This is a genomic window from Nocardia sp. NPDC005998 (genome assembly GCF_040614395.1).
In the GTDB taxonomy this organism is placed as follows: domain Bacteria; phylum Actinomycetota; class Actinomycetes; order Mycobacteriales; family Mycobacteriaceae; genus Nocardia.
Genome location: NZ_JBEXUI010000025.1, coordinates 101,799 through 128,133 on the forward strand (window position 1 = coordinate 101,799; position 26,335 = coordinate 128,133).

At 66.3% G+C, this 26,335-nt stretch carries 20 protein-coding genes and 1 pseudogene; 10 read left to right on the top strand and 11 right to left on the bottom strand.

Annotated elements, in window-relative coordinates; all coding sequences use genetic code 11:
- The first annotated feature begins 80 nt into the window (after positions 1 to 80).
- The 3 genes from ABZ293_RS28200 to ABZ293_RS28210 all read left to right on the top strand — a co-directional run bounded on the left by ABZ293_RS28200 (position 81) and on the right by ABZ293_RS28210 (position 2,718).
- Positions 81 to 1,682 carry a serine/threonine-protein kinase gene (locus ABZ293_RS28200; protein ID WP_355185481.1) on the top strand — a complete coding sequence of 534 codons (1,602 nt, stop codon included), beginning with the start codon at positions 81 to 83 and terminating at the stop codon, positions 1,680 to 1,682.
- Between the two features lie 373 nt (positions 1,683 to 2,055).
- Entirely contained in the window at positions 2,056 to 2,391 is a 336-nt protein-coding gene (locus ABZ293_RS28205) for a WXG100 family type VII secretion target (RefSeq protein WP_354951762.1), read from the top strand.
- Positions 2,392 to 2,424: 33 nt separating this feature from the next.
- Positions 2,425 to 2,718: a WXG100 family type VII secretion target gene (locus ABZ293_RS28210; protein ID WP_354951764.1), complete on the top strand. Its 294-nt coding sequence runs from the start codon at positions 2,425 to 2,427 to the stop codon at positions 2,716 to 2,718.
- Positions 2,719 to 2,830: 112 nt separating this feature from the next.
- Here ABZ293_RS28210 and ABZ293_RS28215 read toward each other — a convergent pair whose 3' ends face one another.
- Both ABZ293_RS28215 and eccCa read right to left on the bottom strand, forming a co-directional pair.
- On the bottom strand, positions 2,831 to 4,285 hold the full coding sequence (locus tag ABZ293_RS28215; protein WP_355185483.1) for a type VII secretion-associated protein: 1,455 nt from the start codon (positions 4,283 to 4,285) through the stop codon (positions 2,831 to 2,833).
- Positions 4,285 to 8,325, bottom strand: coding sequence for a type VII secretion protein EccCa (eccCa, locus tag ABZ293_RS28220; protein ID WP_355185485.1), 4,041 nt, complete (start codon positions 8,323 to 8,325; stop codon positions 4,285 to 4,287). The genes ABZ293_RS28215 and eccCa overlap by 1 nt, the downstream gene beginning before the upstream one ends.
- A 174-nt stretch (positions 8,326 to 8,499) precedes the next feature.
- Here eccCa and eccD point away from each other — a divergent pair, with 174 nt between their 5' ends.
- Genes eccD through ABZ293_RS28235 form a run of 3 tightly spaced genes read left to right on the top strand, consistent with a single transcriptional unit; the run spans position 8,500 to position 12,203 of the window.
- Positions 8,500 to 9,966: a type VII secretion integral membrane protein EccD gene (eccD, locus tag ABZ293_RS28225; RefSeq protein WP_355185486.1), complete on the top strand. Its 1,467-nt coding sequence runs from the start codon at positions 8,500 to 8,502 to the stop codon at positions 9,964 to 9,966.
- 41 nt (positions 9,967 to 10,007) lie between these two features.
- Positions 10,008 to 11,369 carry a type VII secretion-associated serine protease mycosin gene (gene mycP, locus ABZ293_RS28230; RefSeq protein WP_355185488.1) on the top strand — a complete coding sequence of 454 codons (1,362 nt, stop codon included), beginning with the start codon at positions 10,008 to 10,010 and terminating at the stop codon, positions 11,367 to 11,369.
- 60 nt (positions 11,370 to 11,429) lie between these two features.
- Positions 11,430 to 12,203: an ion channel gene (locus ABZ293_RS28235; RefSeq protein ID WP_354951774.1), complete on the top strand. Its 774-nt coding sequence runs from the start codon at positions 11,430 to 11,432 to the stop codon at positions 12,201 to 12,203.
- Positions 12,204 to 12,207: 4 nt separating this feature from the next.
- Here the strand turns inward: ABZ293_RS28235 and eccB are convergent, their stop codons facing one another.
- Positions 12,208 to 13,695, bottom strand: a complete 1,488-nt coding sequence (gene eccB / locus ABZ293_RS28240) for a type VII secretion protein EccB (protein WP_355185490.1) — start codon at positions 13,693 to 13,695, stop codon at positions 12,208 to 12,210.
- Between the two features lie 112 nt (positions 13,696 to 13,807).
- On the opposite strand from eccB, the gene eccE reads away from it, so the two are divergent.
- A complete protein-coding gene (gene eccE, locus ABZ293_RS28245) occupies positions 13,808 to 15,457 on the top strand; it encodes a type VII secretion protein EccE (protein WP_355185491.1) in 1,650 nt (549 codons plus the stop codon).
- A 203-nt stretch (positions 15,458 to 15,660) separates the two neighbouring features.
- On the opposite strand, the gene ABZ293_RS28250 is transcribed toward eccE, so the two are convergent.
- Positions 15,661 to 16,221 carry an NAD(P)H-dependent oxidoreductase gene (locus tag ABZ293_RS28250; protein ID WP_355185493.1) on the bottom strand — a complete coding sequence of 187 codons (561 nt, stop codon included), beginning with the start codon at positions 16,219 to 16,221 and terminating at the stop codon, positions 15,661 to 15,663.
- A 178-nt stretch (positions 16,222 to 16,399) separates the two neighbouring features.
- Here ABZ293_RS28250 and ABZ293_RS28255 point away from each other — a divergent pair, with 178 nt between their 5' ends.
- The gene (locus ABZ293_RS28255; RefSeq protein ID WP_355185495.1) at positions 16,400 to 17,242 is read left to right on the top strand and encodes an NmrA family NAD(P)-binding protein; all 843 of its coding nucleotides are present in this window, start codon (positions 16,400 to 16,402) and stop codon (positions 17,240 to 17,242) included.
- Positions 17,243 to 17,629: 387 nt separating this feature from the next.
- Here the strand turns inward: ABZ293_RS28255 and ABZ293_RS28260 are convergent.
- A pseudogene (locus ABZ293_RS28260) lies at positions 17,630 to 18,601 on the bottom strand (NAD-dependent epimerase/dehydratase family protein); the annotation flags it as partial.
- Between the two features lie 90 nt (positions 18,602 to 18,691).
- On the bottom strand, positions 18,692 to 19,501 hold the full coding sequence (locus ABZ293_RS28265; protein ID WP_355185497.1) for an S-methyl-5'-thioadenosine phosphorylase: 810 nt from the start codon (positions 19,499 to 19,501) through the stop codon (positions 18,692 to 18,694).
- A gap of 339 nt (positions 19,502 to 19,840) precedes the next feature.
- On the opposite strand from ABZ293_RS28265, the gene ABZ293_RS28270 reads away from it, so the two are divergent.
- Positions 19,841 to 20,158 (top strand): metal-sensitive transcriptional regulator, encoded by a 318-nt coding sequence (locus ABZ293_RS28270; protein WP_354951877.1) that lies wholly within the window; start codon positions 19,841 to 19,843, stop codon positions 20,156 to 20,158.
- 7 nt (positions 20,159 to 20,165) lie between these two features.
- Here ABZ293_RS28270 and ABZ293_RS28275 read toward each other — a convergent pair whose 3' ends face one another.
- The 5 genes from ABZ293_RS28275 to ABZ293_RS28295 form a co-directional block, all read right to left on the bottom strand.
- The gene (locus ABZ293_RS28275; RefSeq protein WP_355185499.1) at positions 20,166 to 21,074 is read right to left on the bottom strand and encodes a TAXI family TRAP transporter solute-binding subunit; all 909 of its coding nucleotides are present in this window, start codon (positions 21,072 to 21,074) and stop codon (positions 20,166 to 20,168) included.
- Positions 21,071 to 22,495 (bottom strand): HAMP domain-containing sensor histidine kinase, encoded by a 1,425-nt coding sequence (locus tag ABZ293_RS28280; protein ID WP_355185500.1) that lies wholly within the window; start codon positions 22,493 to 22,495, stop codon positions 21,071 to 21,073. The genes ABZ293_RS28275 and ABZ293_RS28280 overlap by 4 nt, the downstream gene beginning before the upstream one ends.
- A gap of 42 nt (positions 22,496 to 22,537) precedes the next feature.
- Positions 22,538 to 23,197: a response regulator transcription factor gene (locus ABZ293_RS28285; protein ID WP_355185502.1), complete on the bottom strand. Its 660-nt coding sequence runs from the start codon at positions 23,195 to 23,197 to the stop codon at positions 22,538 to 22,540.
- Positions 23,198 to 23,243: 46 nt separating this feature from the next.
- A complete protein-coding gene (locus tag ABZ293_RS28290) occupies positions 23,244 to 24,644 on the bottom strand; it encodes an MFS transporter (protein WP_355185504.1) in 1,401 nt (466 codons plus the stop codon).
- Between the two features lie 143 nt (positions 24,645 to 24,787).
- Entirely contained in the window at positions 24,788 to 25,618 is an 831-nt protein-coding gene (locus tag ABZ293_RS28295; protein WP_355185506.1) for an LLM class F420-dependent oxidoreductase, read from the bottom strand.
- 184 nt (positions 25,619 to 25,802) lie between these two features.
- Here ABZ293_RS28295 and ABZ293_RS28300 point away from each other — a divergent pair, with 184 nt between their 5' ends.
- Entirely contained in the window at positions 25,803 to 26,246 is a 444-nt protein-coding gene (locus tag ABZ293_RS28300) for an Hsp20/alpha crystallin family protein (protein WP_355185508.1), read from the top strand.
- Positions 26,247 to 26,335: the final 89 nt, after the last annotated feature.

Consider the following 26,335-nt stretch of genomic DNA (forward strand, 5'->3'; position numbering starts at 1 on the left):
TCGAATACCCACCGACGACTTGCTAGATTTCTGGCGGAGGCTCGCTTATCCGGGCATTCGACATCATCGAGGAGGACCGAATGGCGTTGCGGCCCGGCGCAATCATTGGGGGCTACCGGGTACTTCAGGTTCTCGGCAGCGGCGGCATGGGCACGGTGTATCTGGCCCAGAACCCGATCCTGCCCCGCCGCGACGCACTGAAAGTTCTCAGCGCCGATCTGTCCACCGATGACGAGTTCCGCGCCCGGTTCGAGCGCGAAGCGAATCTGGCTGCCGGACTGGACCACCCGAATATCGTCGCCGTCTACAACCGCGGCGAGGAGAACGGTCAGCTCTGGATCGCCATGCAGTACATCGACGGCGTCGATGCCGCGGACGAGGCCAAGAAGGGCCCCTCGGTAATGACGCCGCAGCGCGCACTGCGCATCGTGTCCGAGGTCGGCAAGGGACTCGACTACGCGCACCGGCGCGGGCTGCTGCACCGCGACGTGAAGCCAGCCAATTTCTTGCTCTCCGCCGCCGAGGAAGGAGACGAGGAGCGGGTACTGCTCACCGACTTCGGTGTGGCCAAGTCCGCCGAGGACGGTCAAGATCTCACGGCGACAGGCAATTTCATGGCCACCGTCGCCTATGCCCCGCCCGAGCAGCTGGTCGGAACCAGCCTGGATCACCGCGCCGATATCTATAGCCTCGGCTGCGCGTTCTTCAAACTGCTGACCGGTCAGAATCCGTATCCGTCGACCATGCCCGCCGTGGTCATGATGGGGCATCTGCACGAGCCGCCGCCGAAGCTGAGCGCGGTCCGGCCCGGTCTGCCGCCCGCACTGGACGCCGTGATCGAAAAGGTCATGGCCAAGGACCCGGAGCAGCGCTACGGGACCTGCCGCGAGTTCACCCAAGCGGCAGAGGCAGCGCTCTATGGCACGCAGTTCCGCGCGCCGGAGGCCGGGTACGCGACCGATGCCCGCATGTCCGTCGCGGGCTATTCGAATCCATCCATGCCGATGCCGGTCGTCGGGGATCCATATCGATCCGGCGCCGGCTACAACACCCAAACCCACACTTCCACTACCGGATTCATGCCGCGGGAGAATACGGACCAGAGCCTGATCGCGACCAAGCGGAATCACACCGAACGATCGCGCGCCCGTCGCCTCCTGGTACCCGGCGCACTCGCCGTGGTGGTGGTCGCCGCCATCGCGGCCGGAACCTTCCTATTGACCAAGGGCGGATCGGAGCCCGGCGGTGGCGGCGACAAGGTGGCCGAAGCCCGCAACGCCAATCCGCAATTCGCGGGGAAGACGGTCACCGCGTTCAATTTTGGTAACTCCACTCTCTCGGTGGTGCTGAATCCCAGCGAGCAATCCAAGTTCCTGCAGAATGTCGGCTTTGTCTACAGCCCCAAATACAAGGCCGTCGGCGATGAGAAGTCACCGCGTGCGCTGTCGGCCTCTGGTTATTCGACCGACGTCGATTCCGAGGTCGTGATCGTGCTGCGGACCGACAGTCAAGCCGGAAACGGTGGCCTGCGCGGATTGCCGGGCGGCATTCTGTCCAGCAACGCGAAAATCGTTGTGGTCGACGATCCTTCGACCGTGCAGGCCTTTCAGGTGTGGACCGGGCAATCCCAGGACACGTTGGTAGACAAGATGGTTCCGACGATCGCCAAGGTCGTCAAGTAGCGCATCGGGCGTGCCTCATGGCTCCTGTCGAACTGGGATCCGTCTTATAGACGCGACACTGCGCTGTTCGGTAGGGTGTTCGCAGCCAGCCCACTCGCCAGTTCAGGTGGCCGCGAAGGGGGAAGGAGGGGATCGGTGTGCTGGTGGCGACCGAAACGACGACATTGCGGTCCGAGACATCCGGGGGGATCTCTGAGGCCCTCCGACCGTGATGTGGCCGGTCGACAACGCTACAGCGCCCGTGCGACGCGGTGGATCTACCAGATTCTTTCGAACTGGATGGAACCGAACGGGCCCAGGACGCGTCCAACCATATGAAGAGGTCAACTAGCACTTGGGACGTTGACCAGAACCAGAACCAGGAGCAGAAGCGATGACTTCACCAGGGAATTTCGCTGCGGATACCGAGGGTATCAATGCAAAGGCGAAGGAGTTCCAGGAGCAGCACAACAGCCTGATGCTCGCCATCAGGCAGTTGAAGACCGATGAAGACAACGTGACGAACGGCGCCAACTGGCAGGGTGCGGCCCGCGACGCGTTCAACGCCTTCATGGAGCGCTACTACTTCCAGGCCGACAAGATGAACGACCAGCTGATGGAGACCTCCGAGAAGCTGCTCAAGATGAGCAACTCGTTCTCCGATCAGACCGATGATTTCGCCTCCAAGGTGCAGGCGCAGGTTTCCAGCCTCGACCTGCCTGCGGTCTAAATTCCAGAACTACGCAGCATAGGAGCTTGAATAATGAGCAGTGGCAAGCCCATCTCCGCTAATTTCGACGGCGTTGCGGACGGCGCCCGGCAGATCATCAACCGTGCCGAGAACATCCGGAACGAGCTCGAGGCGTTCGAGAAGAAGGTCAAGGCCTTCTTCGACACCCAGGGCGGTGCGGCCAAGGACGCCTTCGACCAGTACCAGACGACCTGGAACCAGCACGTCGTTCAGCTGAACACGACGCTGCAGGGCGCCGCCCAGCTCGTCGACAAGGGCAATTCCGAGCTTCAGGGCACGGACACCGCCCTCGCTGGCCTCTTCTGAGATACGCCCGCAGACCATTCGTGCCCCCGGCGAACTGCTGGGGGCACGAATGTTTGTGTGGGACAACGCAACAGGTATGGATGCGGAACGATGTCCCACCGAGAGAAGAGAATTACGGCGTCGTCTGGATGGATGCTGCGAACTGCTCGCAGGTCTGGGCGAGCGAGGGCCAGTCGCCGATGTACTGGCATCCCGTGCTGACCTGAAGTCCGTGCTCCACCAACACATGCCAGTTCACGGTTGAGCCGTCGCCGGGCTGTTCGATGTAGGCCAGGCCTGATTTGCCGCCGAATACGACGTCGCGCTTCAGCTCGCTGACCGAGCCGCTCGGGCGCTGCTTCATCTGGGCGTCGAGATTCGCCGCGACCTGCTCGTATCCGGTGCCCGCGGCGACTGGAGTCTGGATCACGGTGATGCGCATCCGAGTTCCGTCCGAGGGGACGAGATCGACCCGAGACTTGCTCGGGTCAGGTGTCTGCGCGAATCGCCACCCGGCCGGTATCTGGAAGCCCACGCGCCCAACGGTTTCCGATGCCGGCTTCGGTGTGGTCGTCGGCGCTGGCCGCACACCGGTCGACTGCGACGTCGGACCCGCAGGCACAGATGTGCTCGGTCCGGACGCGGTGGGTTTGTCTTCCGAGCCACCGAATGCGAACACGGCACCGATGGCAGCCGCGGCAACCACCGCGACCGCGGCAACGGCAACCAGCACATACATTTTGGTATTGCGACCGGAGGGCTGCATGGCCGCGGCCCGCTGCCGCAGCGGCTGCATCCATTCCGTCGTCGGCAATGGCGTGATCTCGGGTTGGTATTCCGGCCCCGGTCGCGATCCGCGCACCAGATCAGCTCCGGTGATCGTGCGCAGTTCCACGCTCGGTCCGCAGAACTGCTGCGCCACCGACCTGATGAGGTCGAGTTTCGTCGGATCCGAAACACCTACCGCCTGAACCATCTCGGCGGGCTGACCGCCGAGCAGACGATCGAAGAGTGCGGACAGCTCGTCGAACCCACTGCTTTCCGGTGCAATATCGGATATCGCGAGATTCGGTTCATGTTCACATGATTCGATGTGAATGCCTTGGTGGCTCCGCACAACGGCGGTGGCGGTGGTCGAGAGCGGCCCGAACTCCAACACGACCGTGCGCCTGCTGCGCGCGGCACCCGCATCGGCGACCACGGCACGTATTGCCATGTCCTCGAACAGGATATCGGTGGCGAAGCGACGCAGGGCATCGTCGATGACCGCGCGTCGTCGCACGCCCCATTCGGTCGGGCACACGACGGTGACCTGTTCGCACGGAATCGGAACACCGAGGTTCCGCAGCACCGTGCCGACCACCGCGGTCATCGCTTCGCCGATGGCCGGAATACGCGGCAGCAAGGCTATCCGGTCCGCGCCGACGTACTGGACCGCGGAACTCACCTGCGTCGGTGGTGTAAGAGGCTCTCCGACAACGAGATCCCCATTGCTACCGAGCACGATCGACGGGGGCGCATCCCAATGTGTGGCCGGGCCGCGCGCCCAGACGCGGGTGTCCGTCACCACCAGATCGACACTTGGCATCATTCCGCCGGAGGCATCCACGCCAGCTGGATCAGGCCCTCGCTATTGCGCGTGACGTAGGTACCGCGCCCGGGCGGTTTGATGCCGGGGCGGGTGTTACCGAACAACACGCCCTCGTCCTTATTGCAGCTCATGACCAGAGCGGCCGAACCGAGATCCTTCATACGCGCGACCGTCGCTTCGTACAGTGCGCGGCTCGCACCACCGGAGCGTCGCGCGATGATCACATGGAAACCGAGATCTCGGGCGTGCGGAAGGTGCTCCAACAGCGCCGATACCGGGTTACCGCTGGAGGAGGCGACCAGGTCGTAGTCGTCGACGATGACGTACAGCTCCGGACCGCGCCACCAGGAGCGATCGCGCAGCTGCTGCGGAGTGACATCGGTACCCGGCGTTCGCTGGGCCACGTAGGCGGCGAGATCGGCCATATTCTGGGTGAATTGCGGTGCGGTGGAACCGTATCCGGCGAGATATCCGTCCGGTACCAGTCCCAGCATGGTGCGTCGGTAGTCGCCCAGGATGAAGCGTGCCTGGTCGGGTGTGTTCGAGGCGGCGATGCCCTCGATGATCGAGCGCAGCAGGGTGGTCTTACCGCTCTCGGTGTCACCGATGACGATGAAGTGCGGGCTCTCGGTGAAGTCGAGGTATACCGGTGCCAGCTCGGATTCGTTGATGCCGAGTGGAATTCGCATGCACTTGGCTTCCGGGTTGACCTGCGCGGGCCAATTGCCAGCCAACTGCAGCAACTGTTCCCGTGGCAACATCTCCGGCAGCATCCTCGCCGCGGGCGCGGGACGGCCCGGCGTCAGTCGAGCGATGGTCGACACCGCGTCCGCGACGGCCTGGCCGAGATTCTCCTGGGCGGCACTGCCATCGATGCGCGGCAGACCCGTCAACATGTGCAGGCACTCCGGCGTCATACCGCGACCGGGGCGGCCCTGCGGGACCAGTGATGCGAACTTGCGGCCCAGGTCGGAGTCCATCGGGTCGCCGAGGCGTAGTTCGATGCGGGTGCCGATCTGGTCTTTGAGGGCGGGGCGGGCTTCGGCCCAGCGGGCCAGGGCGATGACGACGTGCACGCCGTAGGACAGGCCCTGGACCGCGAGGTTCATGATGGGCTGTTCGAGGGGGTCGAAGTCCTGGCGGATGGAGCCGAAGCCGTCGATCACCAGGAACACGTCGCCGAACGGATCCTCGTGTGCGCCAGTGGCGCCGGGGCTGCTGGCCGGGTCCATGGCGCGCAGGCGGCGGAATTCGGTCATCGATTCGATGCCGAGCTGGCGGAAGCGGGCCTCGCGCTGGCGGACGATGGTGGTCATTTCGGCGATGGTGCGACGGACCTTGTCCTCGTCCAAGCGGCTGGCCACCGAACCCACATGCGGCAACCCTTCCAGGCTGGCCAGGGTGCCACCACCGAAATCGAGGCAGTAGAACTGCACCTGTTCGGCGGTGTGGGTGAGGGAAAGCGCCATGATCATGGTGCGCAGGGCGGTCGACTTACCCGACTGCGGACCGCCGACGACTGCGACATTGCCTCGTGAACCCGACAGGTCGACGACGAAGGGGTCGCGGCGCTGGTCGTAGGGGCGGTCGACAATGCCCATGGGGGCGCGCAGGGTGGCGACGGCGGAGTATTCGCCGGTGAGCACGCTGCGCGGGATGAGCTGGTCGAGGGTGGGCGCCTCGTCCAGGGGCGGGAGCCAGATCTCGTGGGCCGGGCGGCCGTGGCCGCGGATGCGGGAGGCCAGCATATTGAGGTTGGAGATCTGTTCGCCGTCTTCGGACTGCGGTTCCGGATCGTGCGTCGGCTCCGACGGCAGCGGGACGCGGTCGATGGCACGGAAGTCGACATGGGTGGCGGTGAAAGGGCGTGCCTTGATGTCGATTTCGCCGCCTGCAACACCGGCCTGGGTGACCTCGCGCTGGGAGCCGCCGCCGACATAGGGGCCGGAGACGTAGGCGGCCTGGAAGCGCTGGATCTCGCCGGAGTCGGACTTGAGATAGCCACCGCCGGGGATGCCGGGCAGGTTGTAGGCGTCGGGAACGCCGAGGACCTGGCGGGATTCATTGGCGGAGAAGGTCTTCAGACCGATGCGGTAGGAGAGGTGGCTCTCCAGGCCCTTCAGTTTGCCCTCTTCGAGGCGCTGCGAGGCGAGCAGTAGGTGCACGTGCAGCGAGCGACCGAGGCGGCCGATCATGACGAACAGTTCGGCGAAATCCGGATGCTGGGTGAGCAATTCGGAGAACTCGTCGAGCACCACGAACAGTGCGGGCAGCGGGTCGAGGTCGGCACCGGCGGCGCGAGCCTTCTCGTATTCGGAGACATTGGCGAAGTTGCCCGCCTGGCGCAGCACCTCCTGGCGGCGGTTCATTTCACCGGCCAGCGCGTCACGCATACGGTCGACGAGGTCGGCTTCCTCTTCGAGGTTGGTGATAACGGCCGCGACGTGTGGCACACCATCCAGACCGAGGAAGGTCGCGCCACCCTTGAAGTCGACGAGCACCAGGTTCAACTGGTCCGGTGAGTGCGTGGCCAAGAGGCTGAGCACCAGGGTGCGGAGGAATTCCGACTTACCGGAACCGGTTGCGCCGATGCACAATCCGTGCGGGCCCATACCGCTCTCGGCGGCTTCCTTGATATCGAGTTCGATGGGCGCACCGTCCGCGCCGACACCGAAGGGCACGCGCAGCCGCTCACGGCCGTAGCGCGGGCGCCAGGCGTGTTCGGGATTGAACGTACCGATATCGCCGAGCTTCATCAGCTGGGTCCAGGTCGAGATCACTTCGGCGTCGTCGTGTTCGACATCGCTGCTGCGCTGGGTCGCGGCGCGATACGGGGCGAGGCGGCGCGCGACCTGCTGGGCCTGCTGCGGGCTGATCCGGTCGATGAGCGCGAACCGCTCCTGATTGCCGGTGGCGCCGCGACCGACGCATTCACCGTTCTCGACGACCATCTTGATGCCGCGGGAAACCGCCAAACGCGGTGCGTAACCGCACAAGTCGATAATGGTGACGCCCTCGTAGCCGGATTCCCGAAGTTGGTCTTCTTCGGCCTCCAGCAGGCCGCCATCGACGACAATGACGATATGCACCAGGTTGGCATTGGCGGGCTGGTTGCGGGAGTAGCGAACACGGTTGGCCAGCAACGGATGCAGGCCGGCGGTGGCCTCGCGGATCGAGCCGTAGAACATGCGCTGGGTGCCGATGCCGTCCTGCGCGTCCGGATGCTGGGTGTGCGGCAGCCACTTGGTCCACGCCCATTCGCGGGCGGTGTCCGGGCCGCAGACGATGGCAATGAGCACCTGGTCCGGCGCCTGGAACATGCACAGCTGCAACAACATTGCGCGGGTCATATCGCGGGCCTCGGCGCGGTCGCCGTCGAGTGCGATGGTCGCGAAGCCCTTGACCGCGATCGCGGTCGGCAGATCCGGAACCGTGGAGTGCGCGCGCACGAAGCGGCGCAACGAAACCGCCGCGATCGGCTCCAATTCCTCGACCGGACCGGTCTCCGGCGCGACCAGACGGGTGGCCAGGCGCTGTCCGCCGATGCCGATGCGGGCGTGGCAGAAGTCCTTGTCCCCGGCCCGACGTTCCCACATGCGGGAAGTCCCCGCCAGCATCCAGATCAGGGCCGGTTCCGGGTGACTCCACTCGACCGAGGCGCGCTGCTGGCCGGCGGTCTGGTCGACATCCTTGCGGACCTGGTCGAGATAGCGCAGATAGTCCTTGCGGTCCTCGTTCGCCTCGGCTGCCTTCTGTCCCTTGCCGCCGCCCTGACCGGCGAACATGCCGACCATGGAGACGACCATCATCATCGGGAACATCATGCTCATCGGATTCGATGCGATGCTGCCGCCCTGAGTGAACAGCAGCGCCATCATGCCGACCATGCCGACGACCATGACGACCGGCATCAGCTTCGAAACCAGACTGCCCGGTGTCACCCTTGGGATTTCGGGCGGCGGCTGCAGCGTGACCTCGCCACCGGGCGAGCGCGGCATCTCGCGACGCGCACGCCGCTGGAACCGGACGGTACTCATCGAACGAGATCCCCCTCTTCGCAAGCTGCACTTTTTCGGCCTCAGTGTAGAGGCCACAGCTGACATGTCGTACAGTTCGACCAGCATTCTGCTGCCCGAACGGTGGGTTCGCAAGCTCGGCCCCCTCGCTCACGGGACGCGGAAATACGAGGTAGAGACCGAGTTGGGGGAAGCTTGACGCACGCGCGACTTGACCACATCGACGAAGAATCCTCGCGCGGCATCGTCCGTGCACCCGACCTCGCGCGGGTCACGATTCTCGCGAAGCACACCCAGGTGGATATGGCGATTCCGGTCGATGTGCCGGTCGCGCTGGTGATTCCGAGTGTCGTCGATATGGTCGCTCAACACAGCCGCACCAATGACTTCGACAATGAGGGCGAGCGCTTCGAGCCCGCGGAATGGGTGCTCGCCCGAATCGGCCATCCCCCGTTCTCCAATTCGCTGAGTCTCGGCGAGCACGGCGTGCGCGACGGCGAATTGCTGATGCTGGAAAGCGCTTCACACACCGCGCCGACGCCGCTGTTCGACGACATCATGTACAACGTCGCGATCGCCGATGCCGATCACTATCGCAGCTGGACACCGAAGGTCGCGCGGATCACCGGTTCGGTGCTCGCCGCGCTCACCATGATCGTGGGCTGCCTAGGTCTGCTGCTGTCCAAGAACGCGCTGCCGGGCTGGGTGAGCGGTTCGCTCGCGCTGACCGTGGCGATTCTGCTCGTGGTCGCGGGCATGGTACTCAGCAGAATGTACGGCGACTCCTCGACCGCGCTGGTGCTCGGCGGCTGTGCGCTGCCCGCCGCGTTCACCGCCGGAATGCTCTATGTGCCAGACGATTACGGCTGGGCGCATCTGCTACTCGGCTCGGTATTGGTCGGTGCCACCGCGATTCTCGCGTGGCGGGTCACCGGAGTCGGGCTCGCGCTGTTCATCGGCGCTGCCACGCTCGCGGTGTACGCCGTACCGTCCGGGTTGGTCGGCGTGCTGACCGACCAGCCGGAGAAGGCCATCGGCGCGGCCGTCGCCGCGCTCGGCCTCGCGGGTCTTTCACTCGCACCGCGGGTTTCGATGCTGCTGGCAAGCCTGCCGCTGCCGCCGGTGCCGTCCCCGGGCACCCCGATCGATCCGACCGAAGACGATCCGGACGATCACCGCGCGCTGCCGACCATGGATGTGCTGCGGACGAAATCGGAGCGGGCCAGGATGTACTTGGCCGGACTGGTCGCGGCTACCACGCTGCTCTCGGTGGCGGGTGCGCTGGCAGCCACCGATCCCGGTGCGGACGATCCGTATTGGCCCGGTATCGCACTTGCGCTGGTGACCGCGGTGGTGCTGATGTTCCGCAGTCGCACCTACGCGGGCGCGGAGCAGGCCGTGGTGCTGATCGCGGGCGGCGCATCGATCGTGCTGCTCATGATGGTCGGCGTGGCCATCGGTATGGAGCAGCCGCTGGCCGTCTTCGGGGCGGCGATGGTCGTGCTGATCGCCGCGCTGATTCTCGGCATCATCATTCCGAACCAGTCCGCGACACCGCCGATGCGCCGTGGCGTGGAACTGCTCGAGTACGCGTTCGTGGCCGCCGTGCTGCCGCTGGTTTTCTGGGTGGCCTCGCTCTACTCACTCGTGCGCGGGCTGTGAACCGGCATTTGCGCGTCGCGGCTGCGGTCGCGGCGTTGGGCATGAGCGCGTCGCTGGGGCTCGGCGCCGGCGCCGCGTCCGCCGACCACCCGCCCACGGTGAACCCGGGTCTGCTGCCCGCCGGCGACCCGGCGGCGCCGCCCGAAAAGACCGAGCGGCCAGCGAATTCCGATTGTTCGAACACCGTATCCGGCGGTGAGGGCGCGACGATCCCCACCGCACAGCGCTCACTCGGTCTGGACAGCGCGTGGCGGTTCTCCAAGGGCGAGGGCCAGACCATCGCGGTCATCGACACCGGCGTGGCTCGCCATCCCCGATTGCCCGGACTCATCCCCGGTGGCGACTTCGTGGCGAATTCGGGCGATGGCACCGAGGATTGCGACGGGCACGGCACTTTCGTCGCGGGCCTGATCGCCGCGTCGAAGGTGGACGGTCAGGGGTTCTCGGGTGTCGCGCCGGAAGCGCGCATCATGACGATCCGGCAGACCAGCAAGATGTATCAGAAGGAGGGCCGGTCCAGGGAACGCAATCCCGACGACCTGCCCGAGGGCTACGGCAATCTGGCCACCATGGCCTCGGCGATACGACGCGCGGCCGACGCGAACGTCAGCGTCATCAATATCTCCGAGGTGTGGTGCGGCTCGTCCAATGACGTCGACGGATCCATCGGTGCGGCAGTGCGATACGCAACGCTGGAGAAGAACGTGGTCGTGGTCGTCGCCGCCGGTAACCAGGACGGATCCTGCAAGACCGAACAGCAGATCATCGATCCGCTCAATCCGTCTGCCGATCCGTGGAGCAATGTCAAGGTCAATGTGAGCCCGGCGCGCTGGGACGACTATGTGCTCTCCGTCGGCTCGATCGATTCCAATGGCGCGCCGTCGAAGTTCACCGTGCCCGGCCCGTGGGTGAGTGTGGCCGCGCCGGGCGAGAATATGGTCTCGCTCGACCCGCGCGGTACCGGCACCGCAACCGGCACGGTGAATCAGCAAGGGCAGCAACAGGCGATGAGCGGCACCAGCTTCGCGACGCCACTGGTGTCCGGTGTGGTCGCGCTCGTGCGTGCCCGCTTTCCGGAGCTGAGCGCGCTGGACGTGATCAAGCGGATGCAGGCCACCGCGCACGCGCCCGCGGAGGGGTGGAGTCCGTACATCGGCTATGGCGCGGTCGATCCGGTCGCGGCGCTGACCGATGAGGTGAGCAGTGCGCCGCTGCCGCCCAAACGGCCGAGCCCGGCCAGAAGCGCCCAGCTCGCGGTGCCCGCACCGGCGCCGCCAGCGGACAACCGGGCCCGCAATGTCGCGCTGATCGGTACCGGGATCATCGGCGCCGCACTGGTTCTCGGCTACCTCGCCTCGTTCCCGATCCGACGCCGGTTCGGGGTCAAGTCCGACGATATGTAGCGTCGTCATGGCAAACGGCGGTACATAGGGTGTCGCACCCGATCGATACAGGTAGTTCCCATGGTCCTGACGCGCGCAGCAGAACACGACGACGGACAACCGAGCCGTAGACAAGTCTGGGAACACGCGACCGGTATCCCGATGGTGGTGTTGGCCGTGCTGTTCATCGGCGTCTACGCCTGGCATGTGCTGGATACCGGTGCCTCACCGCGGTTGGATGCCTGGCTCGAACGGGTCGACATCCTGATCTGGGCGGTATTCGCCGCGGACTTCGGCATCCGGATGTGGCTGTCGACCGATCGCTGGCGGTTCGTGCGCACCCACCCGCTGGAACTGCTGATCGTATTGTTGCCGCCGTTTCGGCCGGTGCGGCTGCTGCGGGCCGCCCTGCTGGTGCTCGACACGCTCAACCGGAATCGGGTGACCCGCGCTCGGCTGGCGATATTCGTCGGCACCAGTTCGGCATTGACGCTGGTGCTGTGCAGTCTGGCGTTCTTCGATGCCGAATACGGCGCGCCCGACAGTAAGATTCACAACTTCGGTGACGCGCTGTGGTGGTCGATGGTGTCGGTGACCACCGTCGGCTACGGCGACGTGTATCCGGTGACGGTGCACGGCCGCCTGATCGCGCTGATCCTGATGACCCTCGGCATCGGCCTGATCAGCTTCGCCATCGGCACCACGACCAGCTGGGTAATGGAGCAGCTGCGGAACGTCGAGGTAACCGCCGACCGCACCGACCGGGAGATCACCGTGTTGATCGACGAAATCCGCTCGCTGCGAGCCGAAGTCGCCGAATTGCGTGCGGCTGCGATGCGGGACAGTTCCGACTAGTCGCTCAATTTGCCGAGGCGACAGGTGATTTCGACGGTGACGGGTCCGCGGCGATACCGTCATGGGCGACCATGGCGTCCGCGCGGGCCAGGCTGGGACCGGCCGCGAGCAGGCCGATGATCGGCCACGGTGCCGGTTCGGCCTTCGTGCCCGAATCGGTATCCATGCCGAGTGCCTTCTCGGCGTCGGCATCCTTGACGCCGTAGCGGACACCGGTGTCGGCGATGTAGAACTTACTGTCCTTGCGGCGGCTGTCCAGTTCGATGCCGGTGGTCTGGACGAATGCGCCGGTACCCGGAGCAATGTAGACCGAGTCGGCATTGGGGCCGGAACCGTCCGCCTGGGCCAGCGGCACCAGTTTGGCCTTATCCGGAATCGGCAGTGCGACACCGGTCAGCACCGAAAGCTCGGCGCGATTGCCGCCGTCCTTGTTGTCCGCGGCGGCGGCCAGTGGCTTCCAGGACAGGCAGCTGATCGGCTGGTCCTTGTAGTCGATGATGGACGGCACGGTCTGCGGATACGTGTTGACCTGCAGTGTGTTCGCCACCGGCGCGTAGGTCTTATCCGTCTGGTCGATGACGTCATTGCTCGATGTCGAGCGATACCGGTTACGGATGATCTCGGCGGTCACCGACGAGATCTGCTGCAGACCATCCTGCAGCACAACATATTCCGTGTTGGGCTGAGCTGGCACGTGCACCACGTCGCCGATCCGATGGTCGCCGACCGAGTAGCTGACCGAACCGCCCGGGTTATTGATATTGGGCGGAATGATCTTCAGCACTTCGGGAATCGTATTGAGCAGGCCCTCACCGATCGGTCGGGCCGTCGCGCCGGTGATCTTCAGCGCGTCGGTGACGGCGCGTTCCTTGAGGTCCACGCGGGCGCGCTTGTTGTCGTACACCAGGTACGTCGCGTCCTTGCCCTGCACCAGCAGCGCCCGGTCCCTACCCATGACCGAGGCCTTCTCACCGAGCGAGAGGTCACCGGCGAGCACCGAAGTGGTGAAATCCTTACTGCCGTCGACCTTCAACTGGTCGCACACGGTCCAGATCCGACCCTTGCCGTCCTTGTCGAAGCGCAGCGAGGAGGGCGCGCCGGGGATGCCGATCAGCTGTCCGCGCGCCTTCTTGCCGATCTCGGATTCCTTGACGATGACGGCCTTTTCCGGCGAACCCGCGGCCAGCCGGGCCGATGCGAGGTTCAGCGTCGGATGCACCACATCGTTGATCACCACATAAACCGCGCCGGATTCCTTGCCGATCAGAATCTTGCTGCTGCCGATCTTGTCCTGCGGGCGCAGCAGTGCGAGTACACCGCAACCGGCCAGCACCACAATCGCCATGATCAGTCCGGCCGCGTAGGCACGGGACTGGGATCGCATCGGATCGTGCAACATTCGCACGTCCCGGCGGACCAGTGCGTGTTCCATCCGGCGGACCAGGAAGCGGTAGCCGCTCACCTGCCAGCGTGTAGTGGGTTTTGAAGGCATGTTTCCCTCCCCGAACAATGCTCGCGTTCGCGGAACACAGTACAGTTCCCGAGGACTATTGTTCAGTTCGGCCGATCCGAAACGGCCGATACCGGGTACTTGGGGGATGACGATGGCCGAACAAGCCGGGGCGGGACCACGCCCGCTGCTCGGGCGCATCTCGCTGCGGAACCTGCTGCTGGCGCAGGTGATCGGACTCGCGGCCGGATTGCTCGCCTTGTTCGCCGGACTGGGCGGCTGGCCCGCGTTGGGCGTCGCGGTGGTTGTGGGAGGGCTGCCGCTGATCCCGATCGCGAAGCGCACCATCCTGGACTGGATCGCGACCTGGTGGCGCTACCTGACCCACGGCGACTACCAGATCGGCGACACCGTCGACTTCCGCGGCCCCGACGGACGCTCGCTCGGGTTGTACTGGGACGGCACCCGGGTCGTCACGGTGGTCGAGGTGCAGGCCCCCAAGGGCGGGCTGACCCGGATCGCCCGCACCACCGTGCACGCCTCGCATCTGCTGCCGCTGCCCGAACTGGCCAAATGCCTGAACCAGCACGACATTCTGCTCAGCGGCATCGACATCATCAGCCACGGTCACCGCAGCCGCTCCGGTACACCGGCGGGCACGATCTACGAATCGCTGCTCGGCCCGCTGCCCGCCACCGCGCACCGCAATGTCTGGCTCGCGATCAGCTTCGACGCGATCGCCTGCCCGGAGGCCGCGGCCCGGCGCGGCGGTGGCGCCGAGGGCGCCTCGCGTGCGGTAACCATTGCGACACAACGCATTATGCGCACCCTCGAGGACGCCGACTGCAGCGCCCGCATTCTGACCGCACCGGAGATCCGCAAGGCGGTCCTGCAGGTCACGCAGGGCTTCGACCCGCGTACGCTCACCCACCGCTGGCGCTACGCCGAGGTCGGCAACAGCGTGAATATCGGCGGCGCCGTCGACCCGAAGCGGCTCGGCTCGGATCTGCTCTCGCAGCTGTGGGTCGCGCCGTCACGCGGCACGACGGTCGCGGTGCGGTTGCGTCCCGGTAGTTCGGCCGAATCGGTGAGCATCGGGGCGGCCTGGCGGTTGACCGCGCGGGAACTGCCGGAGCGCACCAAGCTCAGGGGCCTGATCTCGATGAACGGGCGGCAGCGCGACGGACTGCTCGCGCATCTGCCGCTGGCCATTCCGGATCTCGACGATGCCGTTCCGGTGACCGAGTATCCGATCGATGTGATCGGTGCGCTGCACCTGCCGTCCTCGGGCTGCGGTCAGCTCATCGGCTCCGATGATGAGGGGCAGGGCGTCGCGGTCCGCATCGTCGGTACCGGCATCTCGACGGTCTACCTGGCCGGTGAGCTGTACCTGGCTCAGCAGTTGGTGTTCCGCGCGCTGGCCGTCGGCGAGCGCATCCTGATCCGCACCGATCGGGCGCACGCCTGGGAGAACCTGGTGACCACCATCGGGAATCCCGAACGGCTGCAGATCGCGGTCGAAACACATCAGTCCGATTCCGGATTCACCGCGACCGTCGTCGATGGTGTGCTGGCTCCCGCGCCGCACGCCGGTGTCACCACGATCTACGTAACCGGCGACCCGATGGGCTGGCCCGCCACCCGCCCGGACCTGTCGATCCACCAGCCCGGCGCCATCGGTAACCATGTCGTGCTGCGCACCGGCACTGCCCAGGTCGACCTGACGCTGGTCTCCATTCCGCGCGAGGCCACCTACATCGGCCACCCCCGCGGCCGCCGAGCAATGGCGGGCAGCCCGCAGTAGCGCGATTGCCGGACGGGACAGTTACCGAAGGCGGCTCGACACAGAGGTCCGAGCAGGTACGGGTGTGCACCTGCCGGTGTCCGTCCGCGCGAAGTCGAGCGGCCCGGCCGCCGAGTTTGCGGTGCGGGGCCGGAAAAGGGGCGCATTCCCTTTCCGCGGCCCCATATCCCGCATGAAGTGCAAGGCCGAACTGCCGAGAGGTATCAGCCGGGGTAGGGGTTGGTGGCGCGGGCTTCGCGGAGAGTTCTTGCCCACCAGGCTAGTTGGCGGATGAGGCGTTGGGCGGCGTCTATGGCGGCGCCGTCCTGGGTGTTGCCTGCTCGGTCGAATTGCTTCTTGGCCTGGTGGAAGCTGACGGTTTCGCGGATGGAGACCATGTGGATTTCAGCGACCACCTGGCGCAGTTGTTCGACGGCGCGCAGGCCGCCGGAGAGGCCGCCGTAGGAGACGAATCCGATGGGCTTGGCGCGCCATTCGTGTTTCGCGTTGTCGAAGGCGGTTTTCAGGGAGGCCGGATAGCCGTGGTTGTATTCGGAGGTGATCGCGACGAAGGCGTCGGCCGCGGCCAAGCGCTGGCGGTAGGCCGTCACCTCGGCGGTCGCGACCAGATCCGTCGGTAGCGGGATGGTCATGAGATCGATAACGCCGGTATCGAATTCGGGGCTCGCCCGGACCGTGCGCAGGAACCAGTCGGCGACCACGGGAGCGAATCGCTCCGGGCGCGTGCTGGCCACAATGACCTCTAGCCGTAGCGGAGTTTCCACTGCGCGAGCCTAACGCCACGGGCCGCCGGTACGGTCGAAGCGGGCGCAGCGATCTCGATTCGGTCGACATCGGCCGACGGCATATTTACCTGGGATGGTGAGACGCCGACACGGTGATTTCGCATGATGGGACGAGTAGATTCGTCGACCGAACTCAGTGCGACACGGAGGAGCGAACATGATCCTGGTAACCGGCGCGACGGGCAATATCGGAACGGAACTAGTTGCGGTGCTGAGCAATTCGGGTAATTCCGTGCGCGCACTGGTCCGCGATCCCGCTCGCGCGCAGCTGCCCGCCGGTGTCGAGGCGGTGACGGGCGATCTGAATCGGCCGGAGAGCCTGACCGAGGCCCTGGACGCGGTCACCGGGATGTTCCTGCTGCCGGGCTATGCGGACACTCCGGACCTGCTCGCGCGCGCGAAAAAGGCAGGGGTACAGCATATTGTCCTGCTCTCCGGCGGTTCGGCGGCGCAGGCGGATATGAACAACGCAGTCTCCGCATATATGACACAGGCCGAGCGGGACGTGCGCGAATCCGGTCTGGCCTGGACGTTCCTGCGCCCACGCTCGTTCATGTCGAATGCGCTGCGCTGGTTGCCGCAGCTCGCACAGGGTGATGTGATCCGCGCCCAGTTCCCCGACGTACCCGTCGCCGCCATCGATCCCGCCGATATCGCGGCCGTCGCGGCGGTCGCCCTGACCGGCGGCGAACTCGCGGGCCGGATCCTCGAGCTGACCGGTGCCCGAGCCCTGGTGCCCGCCGAGCAGGTCGCCGTGCTCGCCCAGGTACTCGACCGACCGCTGGTCTGCGCGGGTTTGACCAACGAGCAGACGCGCGCCGAACTCGAAGCGACCATGCCGCAGAAGTACGTCGATGCATTCTGGAGCTTCTTCGTCGACGGCACCTTGGACGAATCCCAGATACACCCCACGGTGCGAGCGGTAACCGGCCGAGAACCGCGCACCTTCGAACAATGGGCGCGCACCCACGCCGACGCCTTTACCTCCCCGGCACAGTAGCCGAACCAGCCTCTGGCTTCGGTGCGGGCGTTCGACCAGGGAGTGCCGACTCACTCGGCTGCGACGTGCCGGTCTCAGGTCTCGGGGCAGCCGGTTGGGGAGTTGGGGCGACAGCGTTCATGTTCGGTGAGGCGACCTCGGGTGTCGCTGACTCCGGATTGGGCGCAACGGTTTTCACGTTCGGGGCGGGCTCGCTCGGGCGCGAGACCGCAACATTCGCATTCGTGACGGGTGGGTCCTGGCGCAGGTCCGTGGCCTTCGTGATCGGTGCGGCGGGATGCGACTCGGGGCGCTGTGGCCCCGGCGTGTCCGGCGCGACCCGCACATGTAGTGGCGCGGATTCCGGACGGGGTGCGGTGGCCTCCACTGCGGGGCGGCAAGTGCGGCCAGGCCTTGGCCGGGTGATATTTGGGCGGTGAAACCCAGTGCGCGCCTGGCTCGTTCGGGGTCTGCAACGATGTGGCGAGCATCGGCCAGCAGGTAGCTGCCGGTTACCACCGGGTCGGGGCCGCCACGGGATTTGGCCATGATCGAAGCGACCTCCCACATGGTGATCGGGTGGCCGGAGGCGATGTTCAAGGGTACGAAGCCGGGGAGGCGTCGGTCGACGGCGGCTACGGTGGCGGTCACGATGTCGTCTACGTGCACGATGTCGCGGACCTGTCCGCCGTCCTCGTCCACCAGGGGCGGTCTTCCCTGATCGAGTGCGGCGAGGAACTTTCCGATGAATCCGGAGCGGACACCTGCGCCGTAGCCATTGTGGTACCGCAGCGCCGTAACGGCCGCACCGGTCGCCAAACCCCAAGCGAGCGCATAGTTTTCCTGCGCCATCTTGCTCGCCCCGTAGAATCCGCGCGGGCGCAGCGGCGCATCCTCGTTGAGCGGCTCCCAGGTGAGCAGTTCTCCGGTGCGCGGGGACAGGTGGTCGAACATGCCGCGATCCAGATCGGCCCGCCGCCGCAGCCCCGGATAGAACGGCCCGCTGTTCATTCCGCGATAGCGCCCCTCGCCGTACACCACGATGGACGAGGCGAGCACCAGATGACGAACCTTCGCCCGTCCCATCACGTCGAGCAGTACCGCGGTGCCCACATCATTGTGCGCGGCGAACACCGCCGATTCGGGCGCGGAGGTGACCGCCGCGAGATGGCATACGGTATCGATACCGCGCAGCAACGGTTCGAGCGCGTCGGCATCGCGCACATCTACCCGCGAAACCCCTTCGGGCACTTGCGCATCCGGCCCGTGCACCGCTTCGTACAGCACATCGATCCCGACCACCTCGTGCCCGGCCGCGGCCAACGCCCGCCGCAATCGCGCCCCGATGAACCCGGCTGCCCCGGTGACCAGTACTCTCATCGCATCCACACCCCGCGTTCGGCTCCGAACCCAATCTGACTAAGGGCATTTCCGTACCTGTCGGTCACTCGGTACAGCCAGCATCATTTCTCACGGTAGTTCGAACGGCAGCGATACTCCTGCGTGCACCCGGCAGCGGTCGCAGGTGTCGGTTCCAGTGACCGCCGAAACCGAACGCCGGATCAACTCCTTGAACGGGCCGAGGTTCTTCTTGAATTCGGCGAAGACGTCGACCGCGTGCACACCGTCGCCCTCCTCCAGACCGGCATCCAGGTCGGTCACCAACGCAACTGCGGCGTAGCACATTTCGAGCTCACGAGCGAGCACCGCCTCCGGATGCCCGGTCATATTGACCAGTTCCCAGCCCTGTGCGGCGAACCAGCGGCTCTCGGCCCGGGTGGAGAAGCGCGGGCCCTGCACCACGACCATGGTCCCCGAGGCTTTTACCGACAGCGCGTCGGTCGCGGATTTCGTTGCCGCGGAACGCAGTTCGTCGCAATACGGATCGGCGAAGGAGACGTGCACACCACCGCCGTCGAAGTAGGTCTGCGGACGGCCGGAGGTCCGGTCGACCAGCTGATCCGGCACCGCTACGGTGCCCGGCCCCCAGTCCGCGCGCAGGCTGCCGACCGCGCACGGCGCGAAGATCCGCCGCACCCCGATCGAGCGCAGCGCCCACATATTGGCCTGGTACGGCAGCGTATGCGGCGCGAATTCGTGCTGCTTGCCGTGCCGGGGCAGGAAGGCTACCGGGCGACCCTCCACCTCACCGACCGCGATGGGCGCACTCGGCTTGCCGTAGGGCGTATCGACCTCGACGGTGGTCGCCTCGTTATCGAAGAAATCATAGAAGCCACTACCGCCGATCACGGCGAGCGCGGGCCGAAGATCCAAACTCATGCACCGATTCTCTCGCCAGCCCCCGCCGCTAGACCAGACGGGTCCGGATCCGGCTAACTGGACCTTCGTCCATAATTGCCTGCGCCACGTACGCTCGGCGCGTTCGGCGTGATCGCGGCGGCCGAGTACAGGCCACCCCTTGCCCACAGCGGCGCCGAACATCCGACGCGACCGAGCGCACACCGACCTGACAATTCCCCCACGGCACTGTACCCTAGGGGGGTATTAATCCAGGTCCGGCCGGAGATCCGGCGAGCAGCGAGGAGACAGTCGGTGACACCCACCCCGTCGCACCATGACACCACGCCCGCGCCGGGCCAGGACACCGCGGCCGAGGGCGTGACCACCCATGACCACGCCGCGCACGACCATGCCTCGCACGGCTACATCACCGCCAAGGACGACTACCTCAAGCGCCTGCGCCGGATCGAGGGCCAGGCCCGCGGCCTGCAGCGCATGGTCGAGGAGGAGAAGTACTGCATCGATATCCTTACCCAGGTCTCCGCGATGACAAAGGCACTGCAGGCCGTTGCGATGGGTCTGCTGGAGGACCACATCAGCCACTGCGTGGTGGATGCGGCGGTCACCGGCGGCCCGGAGGCCGATGCCAAGATCAAAGAGGCCACCGACGCCATCGCCCGCCTGGTCCGTTCCTGACCGGGGATCAGCCGTGCCGTCGTCGGTAGACCGCGGCCGCACCCGGGTGCAGCGGGACGGAATCGGTTCCGATGAGTGATCGGGTATCCAGGAACTGGGTGCCCGCCGCCTCGGCCGGTACCAGCGCATCCGCCCGGGAAACCAGCAGTTCGACGATCGCTCCCGCCGCGGCGTCCGACATGGTCGGGGCGGCGAGCAGCAGATTCGCGACGCCGACCGTCCGGATCGCCGCGCCGCCGTCATAGGCGTCGGCGGGAATTTCGACCAAGTCGTACAGATGCCCGAACCGTTCCCGCATCGGCGCCGCCAGCTCACCGAGTTCGATGAGCCGCAGCCGTTGCGGTACGTCGAGCACATCGGTGGGTACACCACCGGCCCACAGCAACGCATCCAGCTCACCGGATTCCACGCCCGCCACCGCATCCCGCAACGGTCGATGCGAAATATCCACGTCCACACCGGGATTCACGCCTGCGGCCCACAGCAGCCGTTCCCCGGTGACCGCGGCGCCGGATCCCGCGGCGCCGAGGTTGATCCGGGTGCCCCGCAGATCGGTGACCCGCTGGATCGCGCCTTCGGACCGCACGGCCAGCTGCAGATAGTTCTCGTACACCCGGCCCAGCGCCACGACCGGCTGACGCTCACCCTGTACCGAATCGGCGAGTGCCAATGCGGCATCCACCCGTCCGCTGGTCAGCATTGCCAAATTCTCCTGCGACCCGGTTGTCGGCACCGGCTCGATCCGCACCGTCCCCGCCTCCGCGGCGACGGCCGCGAGCAGCCGCGCGAATGCGTGATAGAAGCCGCCGACCTCACCGGAGGCCAGCCGCACCGTTGCCACATCCCCGCCACATCCGACGGCACCGGCCGCGATACCAGCGGCGGTGAGCGCCAAGAACGTCCGCCGTGTGATCACGTCCGCACCGCCTGCGGCAGGCGGATCTGGATGGCGAGTCCGTGCGGTTGGACCGGTCGCACGCTCAGCGTGCCGCCGCGCGCCTGGGCCAGCGCCGCGGCGATCGGGAGGCCGAGGCCGGAACCGCCGGAGGCGGCGCCGGAGCCACGGAAGAAGCGGGTGGTCAGTTTATCGATCTCCGCGGGTTCGACACCGGCGCCATTGTCCCGCACGGTCACCATGACCCAACCCGGTTCGGAATCGACCACCATGACGGTCTGCGCGCCGGATCCGGCGTATCTGCACGAATTGCTCAGCGGCACATCGAGAATCTGGGCGAGCACATCGCCGGAGACCGCGGTATCGGCCTCCGGCACCATGGGCGCCGCGGACAATTCCTGTCCGGAATTCTCGTATGCGGAGTACCAGGCGTCGACCCGGTCCGCGACAACCTGTACCGCGTCGCAGTGGTTGTCGGTAGCGGTGGGGGTGCGCGCAGCCTCGAAGGCGGCGGGCGTCTCGGCGACCGCCAGACTCAGCAGACCATCGAGCAGCGCGGTCAGCCGGTCGACCTCGGCACCCGCACTGTGGAAGGTCGCCACCGCGCTCTCCGGGATCGCATATTCCAAGGAGTCGAGACGAATCGTCAAGGCGGCAAGCGGATTTCGCATCGCATGTGCGGTATCGGCGACCAGCTGGCGTTGCGCGTCCGCCGAATCGGCGACGGCGAGCGCCATGGCATCGAAGGATTCCGCGACCGCGCGCATCTCCGGCGGCCCGCCGTGATGCCGGGCGATGGACACGTGCGCGGCGGCCTGGGCGCGCGGCTTGGGCAGGGTCGCGGTCAACTCGGCGACCGCCTGCGACAACGCCGCCAGCGGGCGCAGCACCCAGCGCCCCAGGCTCAGCGCCAGCATCGTGAACACCACCATCATCAGCACCGCCCCGACCGCGATCACCGTCCACGCGCGGGCGATATCACGGCGGGCGCGCGCGGTGGAGGCCTCGATCACCACCGCACCGTTGACCTGCACCCCGGTGCCGACCGGCCGGGCGATCAGCACCGTCGGCCCACTCCACGGTGTCAGTCGATTCACCGGCTGCGGCCGCTGGTTGCGGCGGGCGGCGGCGACCGCGGCCTGGACCGGAGCCGACGCCACATCCACCCCCGCATTCACCGCTCGGGCGCCGCGGGCATCGACTACCAGCACGTTCTCCGCATACAGATCGTGATAGCGGCCGACCTCATCGGCCAGCGCCCGGCTGTCCCCCTCGGCCACAGCGGCATCGGCGAGGGCGGCGAACCGGTCGGCATCGCCGGAGCGATCGGCCACGAATTCCTGGGTCCGGCTGGTCGCGAAGGTCAGCGACAGCGGTACCGCGAAGGCGAATACCGCGATCGCCGCGAATACCGTCAGCGCGACGAGTAGTCGTCTGCGCATACTGGCTCCGCTTCTCTTACCTGGACTCGCGGGTCGATGTGATCACTGGCCCCAGCGGTAACCGTAGCCGCGAATGGTGGTGATCAGCCCAGGTCGGTCCAATTTCGCACGCAGTCCGGTCATGTGAACGTCCAGCGAACGCGAAACCGCGACGAATGCGTCGCCCCAGATCCGATCCATCAGTTGCTGGCGGCTGACCGCGGCCCCGGGCCGCTCCACCAATGCCTCGACCAACTCGAATTCCTTCTGGGTCAAGGCGATCGGCCGACCGGCGACCTCGACCACCCGGGCCGCGAGATCGACCCGCACATCCCCGGTGACCACCTCGGCCCGCTCCGGTTGCGATCCGGCCGCCGCGCGCCGCACGACATTCTCCAGCCGAGCCATCAATTCCGCGATCCGCGGCGGCTTCACCAGATAGTCGTCGGCACCGCCGCGCAGCCCGCGCACAATCGAGCGTTCGTCGCTGCGCGCGGTCAGGATCAGCACCGGCACCGAACTCACCTCGCGCAGTTGGCGCAGCACATGCAGACCATCGCCGTCGGGCAGTCCGAGGTCCAGGATGACCGCGTCGTAACCGCGGTGGGCGATGAGCAGATCCGCGCCGCGGCGCTTGCGTTCGGCCTGATAACCGCGGGCGTTGAGGGCTTCCACCAGCGCGTCGCCTACGCCGTCATCATCTTCGACCACCGCAAGCCGCACACGCCGATCCTCCCATAGCGGATGACCGGCGTGTGCGGATGGGCGATCAGCGCCGCACGGCTGCGAGGTCACGGTGCGGCTCGGCGACTGGCGCATCCGTCTTGGTCAGCGAGATATCGGCGGCGGCATCGGCATCGATGGCCGACCCGCTCGAGGTCTCCCGCATGAACCAGTAGGTGAGCAGCGAGATTCCGATGCACCCGGCGACGTACCAGAAGTACAGCGATTCGTGATGGGCCTGCTTCAGCGACAGTGCGATGGTCTCCGCGGTGCCGCCGAAGATCGCCACGGTCAGCGCGTACGGCAGGCCGACGCCGAGTGCGCGGATCTTGGTCGGGAACAGTTCGGCCTTCACGATCGCGTTGATCGAGGTGTAGCCGGTGATGATGACCAGCGCGGCCATCATCAGCGCCCACGCCGCGATCGGATTCTTGGTGTGCGCGAGCACGGTCATGATCGGCACGGTCAGCAGGGTGCCGGCCACACCGAAGAAGATCAGCAGCTTGCGCCGCCCGACGCGGTCGGACAGCGCCCCGGCCAGCGGCTGCAGTATCACGAAGACCAGCAGCGCGATGAAGTTGATCCACGAGACGGTCGACTTGGAAATACCGGAGGTATTGATCATGAACTTCTGCATGTACGTGGTGTAGGTGTAGAACGCCACGGTGCCGCCGAGCGTCAGACCGATCACCAGCAGGCATTCCCTGGGGTACTGCAACAGCATCCGCAGCGAACCGCGCGCGGGCTGCTGAGCTGCGCGCCCCTGCTGCGGCACCCGCTCGGCCTCGACCTCGGCCTCGAAGTGCTCGGATTCGTCCATGCTGCGCCGCAGCCACATCACAATGAGCGCGGCCGCCGCACCGATGACAAACGGAATGCGCCAGCCCCAGTTGTTCATCTGGGCGTTGTTCAGGAACTGCTGCAGGATGATCTGCACGCCGAGCGCGACCAGCTGACCGGCGACCAGCGTGACGTACTGGAAACTCGAGTAGAACCCACGCTTACCTGTGGAGGCCACCTCGGACAGATACGTTGCGCTGGTTGCATATTCGCCGCCGACCGAAAGGCCCTGTAACAAGCGGGCGAGCAACAGCAGCACCGGTGCCGCGATACCGATCGTCTGGTACCCGGGCGTCACCGCGATCAGCAGCGAACCCGCAGCCATCACGGTCACCGAGAGGGTCAGCGCCGAGCGCCGTCCGAACTTGTCCGCATAGCGTCCGAGTGCCCAGCCACCGAGTGGCCGCATGAGGAAGCCGACCGCGAAAACGGCTGCGGTGGACAGCAATTGCGCGGTGGAATCACCCTTCGGGAAGAAGGATTTCGCGAAGTACACGCTGAACGCGGCGTAGACATACCAGTCGTACCACTCGACAAGATTGCCGATGGAACCACGCAATACGTTGGCGACCACCCGGCGTTCGCCCACGGGCTGTGTCGTAGTCACAAGATCTCCTTCTTCGACGCGGCCTTGCGTCGGTCGGAGACCAGTGTGTGCGCAGTCACAGCGCGGGCGGAACCGGTGGGGCCGGTTTCTAACGTTCCCTTAGGGCGATCGGCCAGTAACTTAGGCCGATCGCCTCCGGGGTCTCAGGAATGCTTCGCCAGCAATGGAGCCAGCGTGCGCAGGGCGGCGGGCTCATTGTCGAGGATTTGGATCGCGACATGATCGGCGCCCGCGGTCAGATGCGCGGTGAGCTGGTCGACGACCGACTCGGGGCTGCCGTGCGCGACCAGGGCGTCGTAGAGGCGGTCACTGCCCGGCTTGGTCACATCCTCATCGGTGAAGCCGAGTCTGCGCAGGTTGGCGACGTAGTTCTGCAGGTCCAGATAGAACTCGACGCGTGGGCGGGCGGTGGCGCGGGCCCGCACCGGATCCTCGTCCAGGACCACCTTGTGTTCGGTCGCCAGCAGCGCATCCGGGCCGAGCACGGCGCGAGCGCGTGCGGTGTGCTCGGTGGTGACCAGGTAGGGCAGCGCGCCAGCGGACCGGTCCGCCGCCAGCTTCAGCACCCGCGGACCCAGCGCAGCGAGTGCGCGACGCTCCTTGGGCACCCCGGCCGCATCCAACTCGTCGAAGTATTCGACCAGCGCGTCATAGGGCTTGCGGTATTCGCCGGTGTGCTCGGGATGACCCGCGCCCAGACCGAGCAGGAACCGCCCGGGGAACCGCGCATCGATGCGGTGGAACGACTCCGCGACCTGCTTCGCGGGCGCCGACCAGATGTTCACGATGCTGGTCGCCACGGTGATCGACTCGGTCGCGTCGAGCAGCGACTCGATCACCGGCAGCTCCGCCGGCGGGGACGAACCGAGCCACAGCGTGCCGTAGCCGAGCTCCTCCAGCTCGCGCGCATCCTGCGGGGTGAACCCCACATATCCGCGCCAAACACCGAACCGTCCAAGACCTTCGATAGTCATGCCCGGAGCCAACCAACCTGCAGCCGTTCCTATTCCGACGCGAGATCCGCACGCAACACCGGGCGGATAATCGCCATTAACCTATTAGCACTCTCAATTCGAGAGTGCTAACTTGGGTAGTGCACAGCTTCCGGCGCTTGCCGCCGTGGCAGGCGCCGCCGCTCGTGAAATGGAGGTGATTGCTGTGCTCCGGTTCGATCCATTCCATGACATCGACACCGTCGCCCGCCAACTGCTCGGCGAATCCGTCGGGACATCTCGTGCGCCGCGATTCATGCCGATGGATCTGTTCAAGGCAGGCGACCATTACGTACTCAATGCCGACCTGCCCGGCGTCGACCCCGGCACGGTGGATGTGAGCGTCGACAACGGCACCCTCACCCTCCGCGCGCAGCGCAGCCTGCCCAGTGATGAAGGCGTGCAATGGATTGCGTCCGAGCGCTTCGCCGGTACGTATATGCGCCAACTCAGCCTCGGCGACAATGTCGATGCCGACCACATCAGCGCGACCTACAACAACGGCGTGCTCTCGGTGACGCTTCCGATCGCCGAGAAGGCCAAGCCGCGCCGCATCGAAATCTCCGGTGGCAGCCAACCGCGGACGATCGAGGCGGGTTCGTCCAGCTGACCGGCGGTCATGCTTCCGCACCGCAGTGCGCCCGCCGAATCGCGGTGCGGGAGCGCCGCCTTCACCCATCCCGGCCGTGACCACCTCGG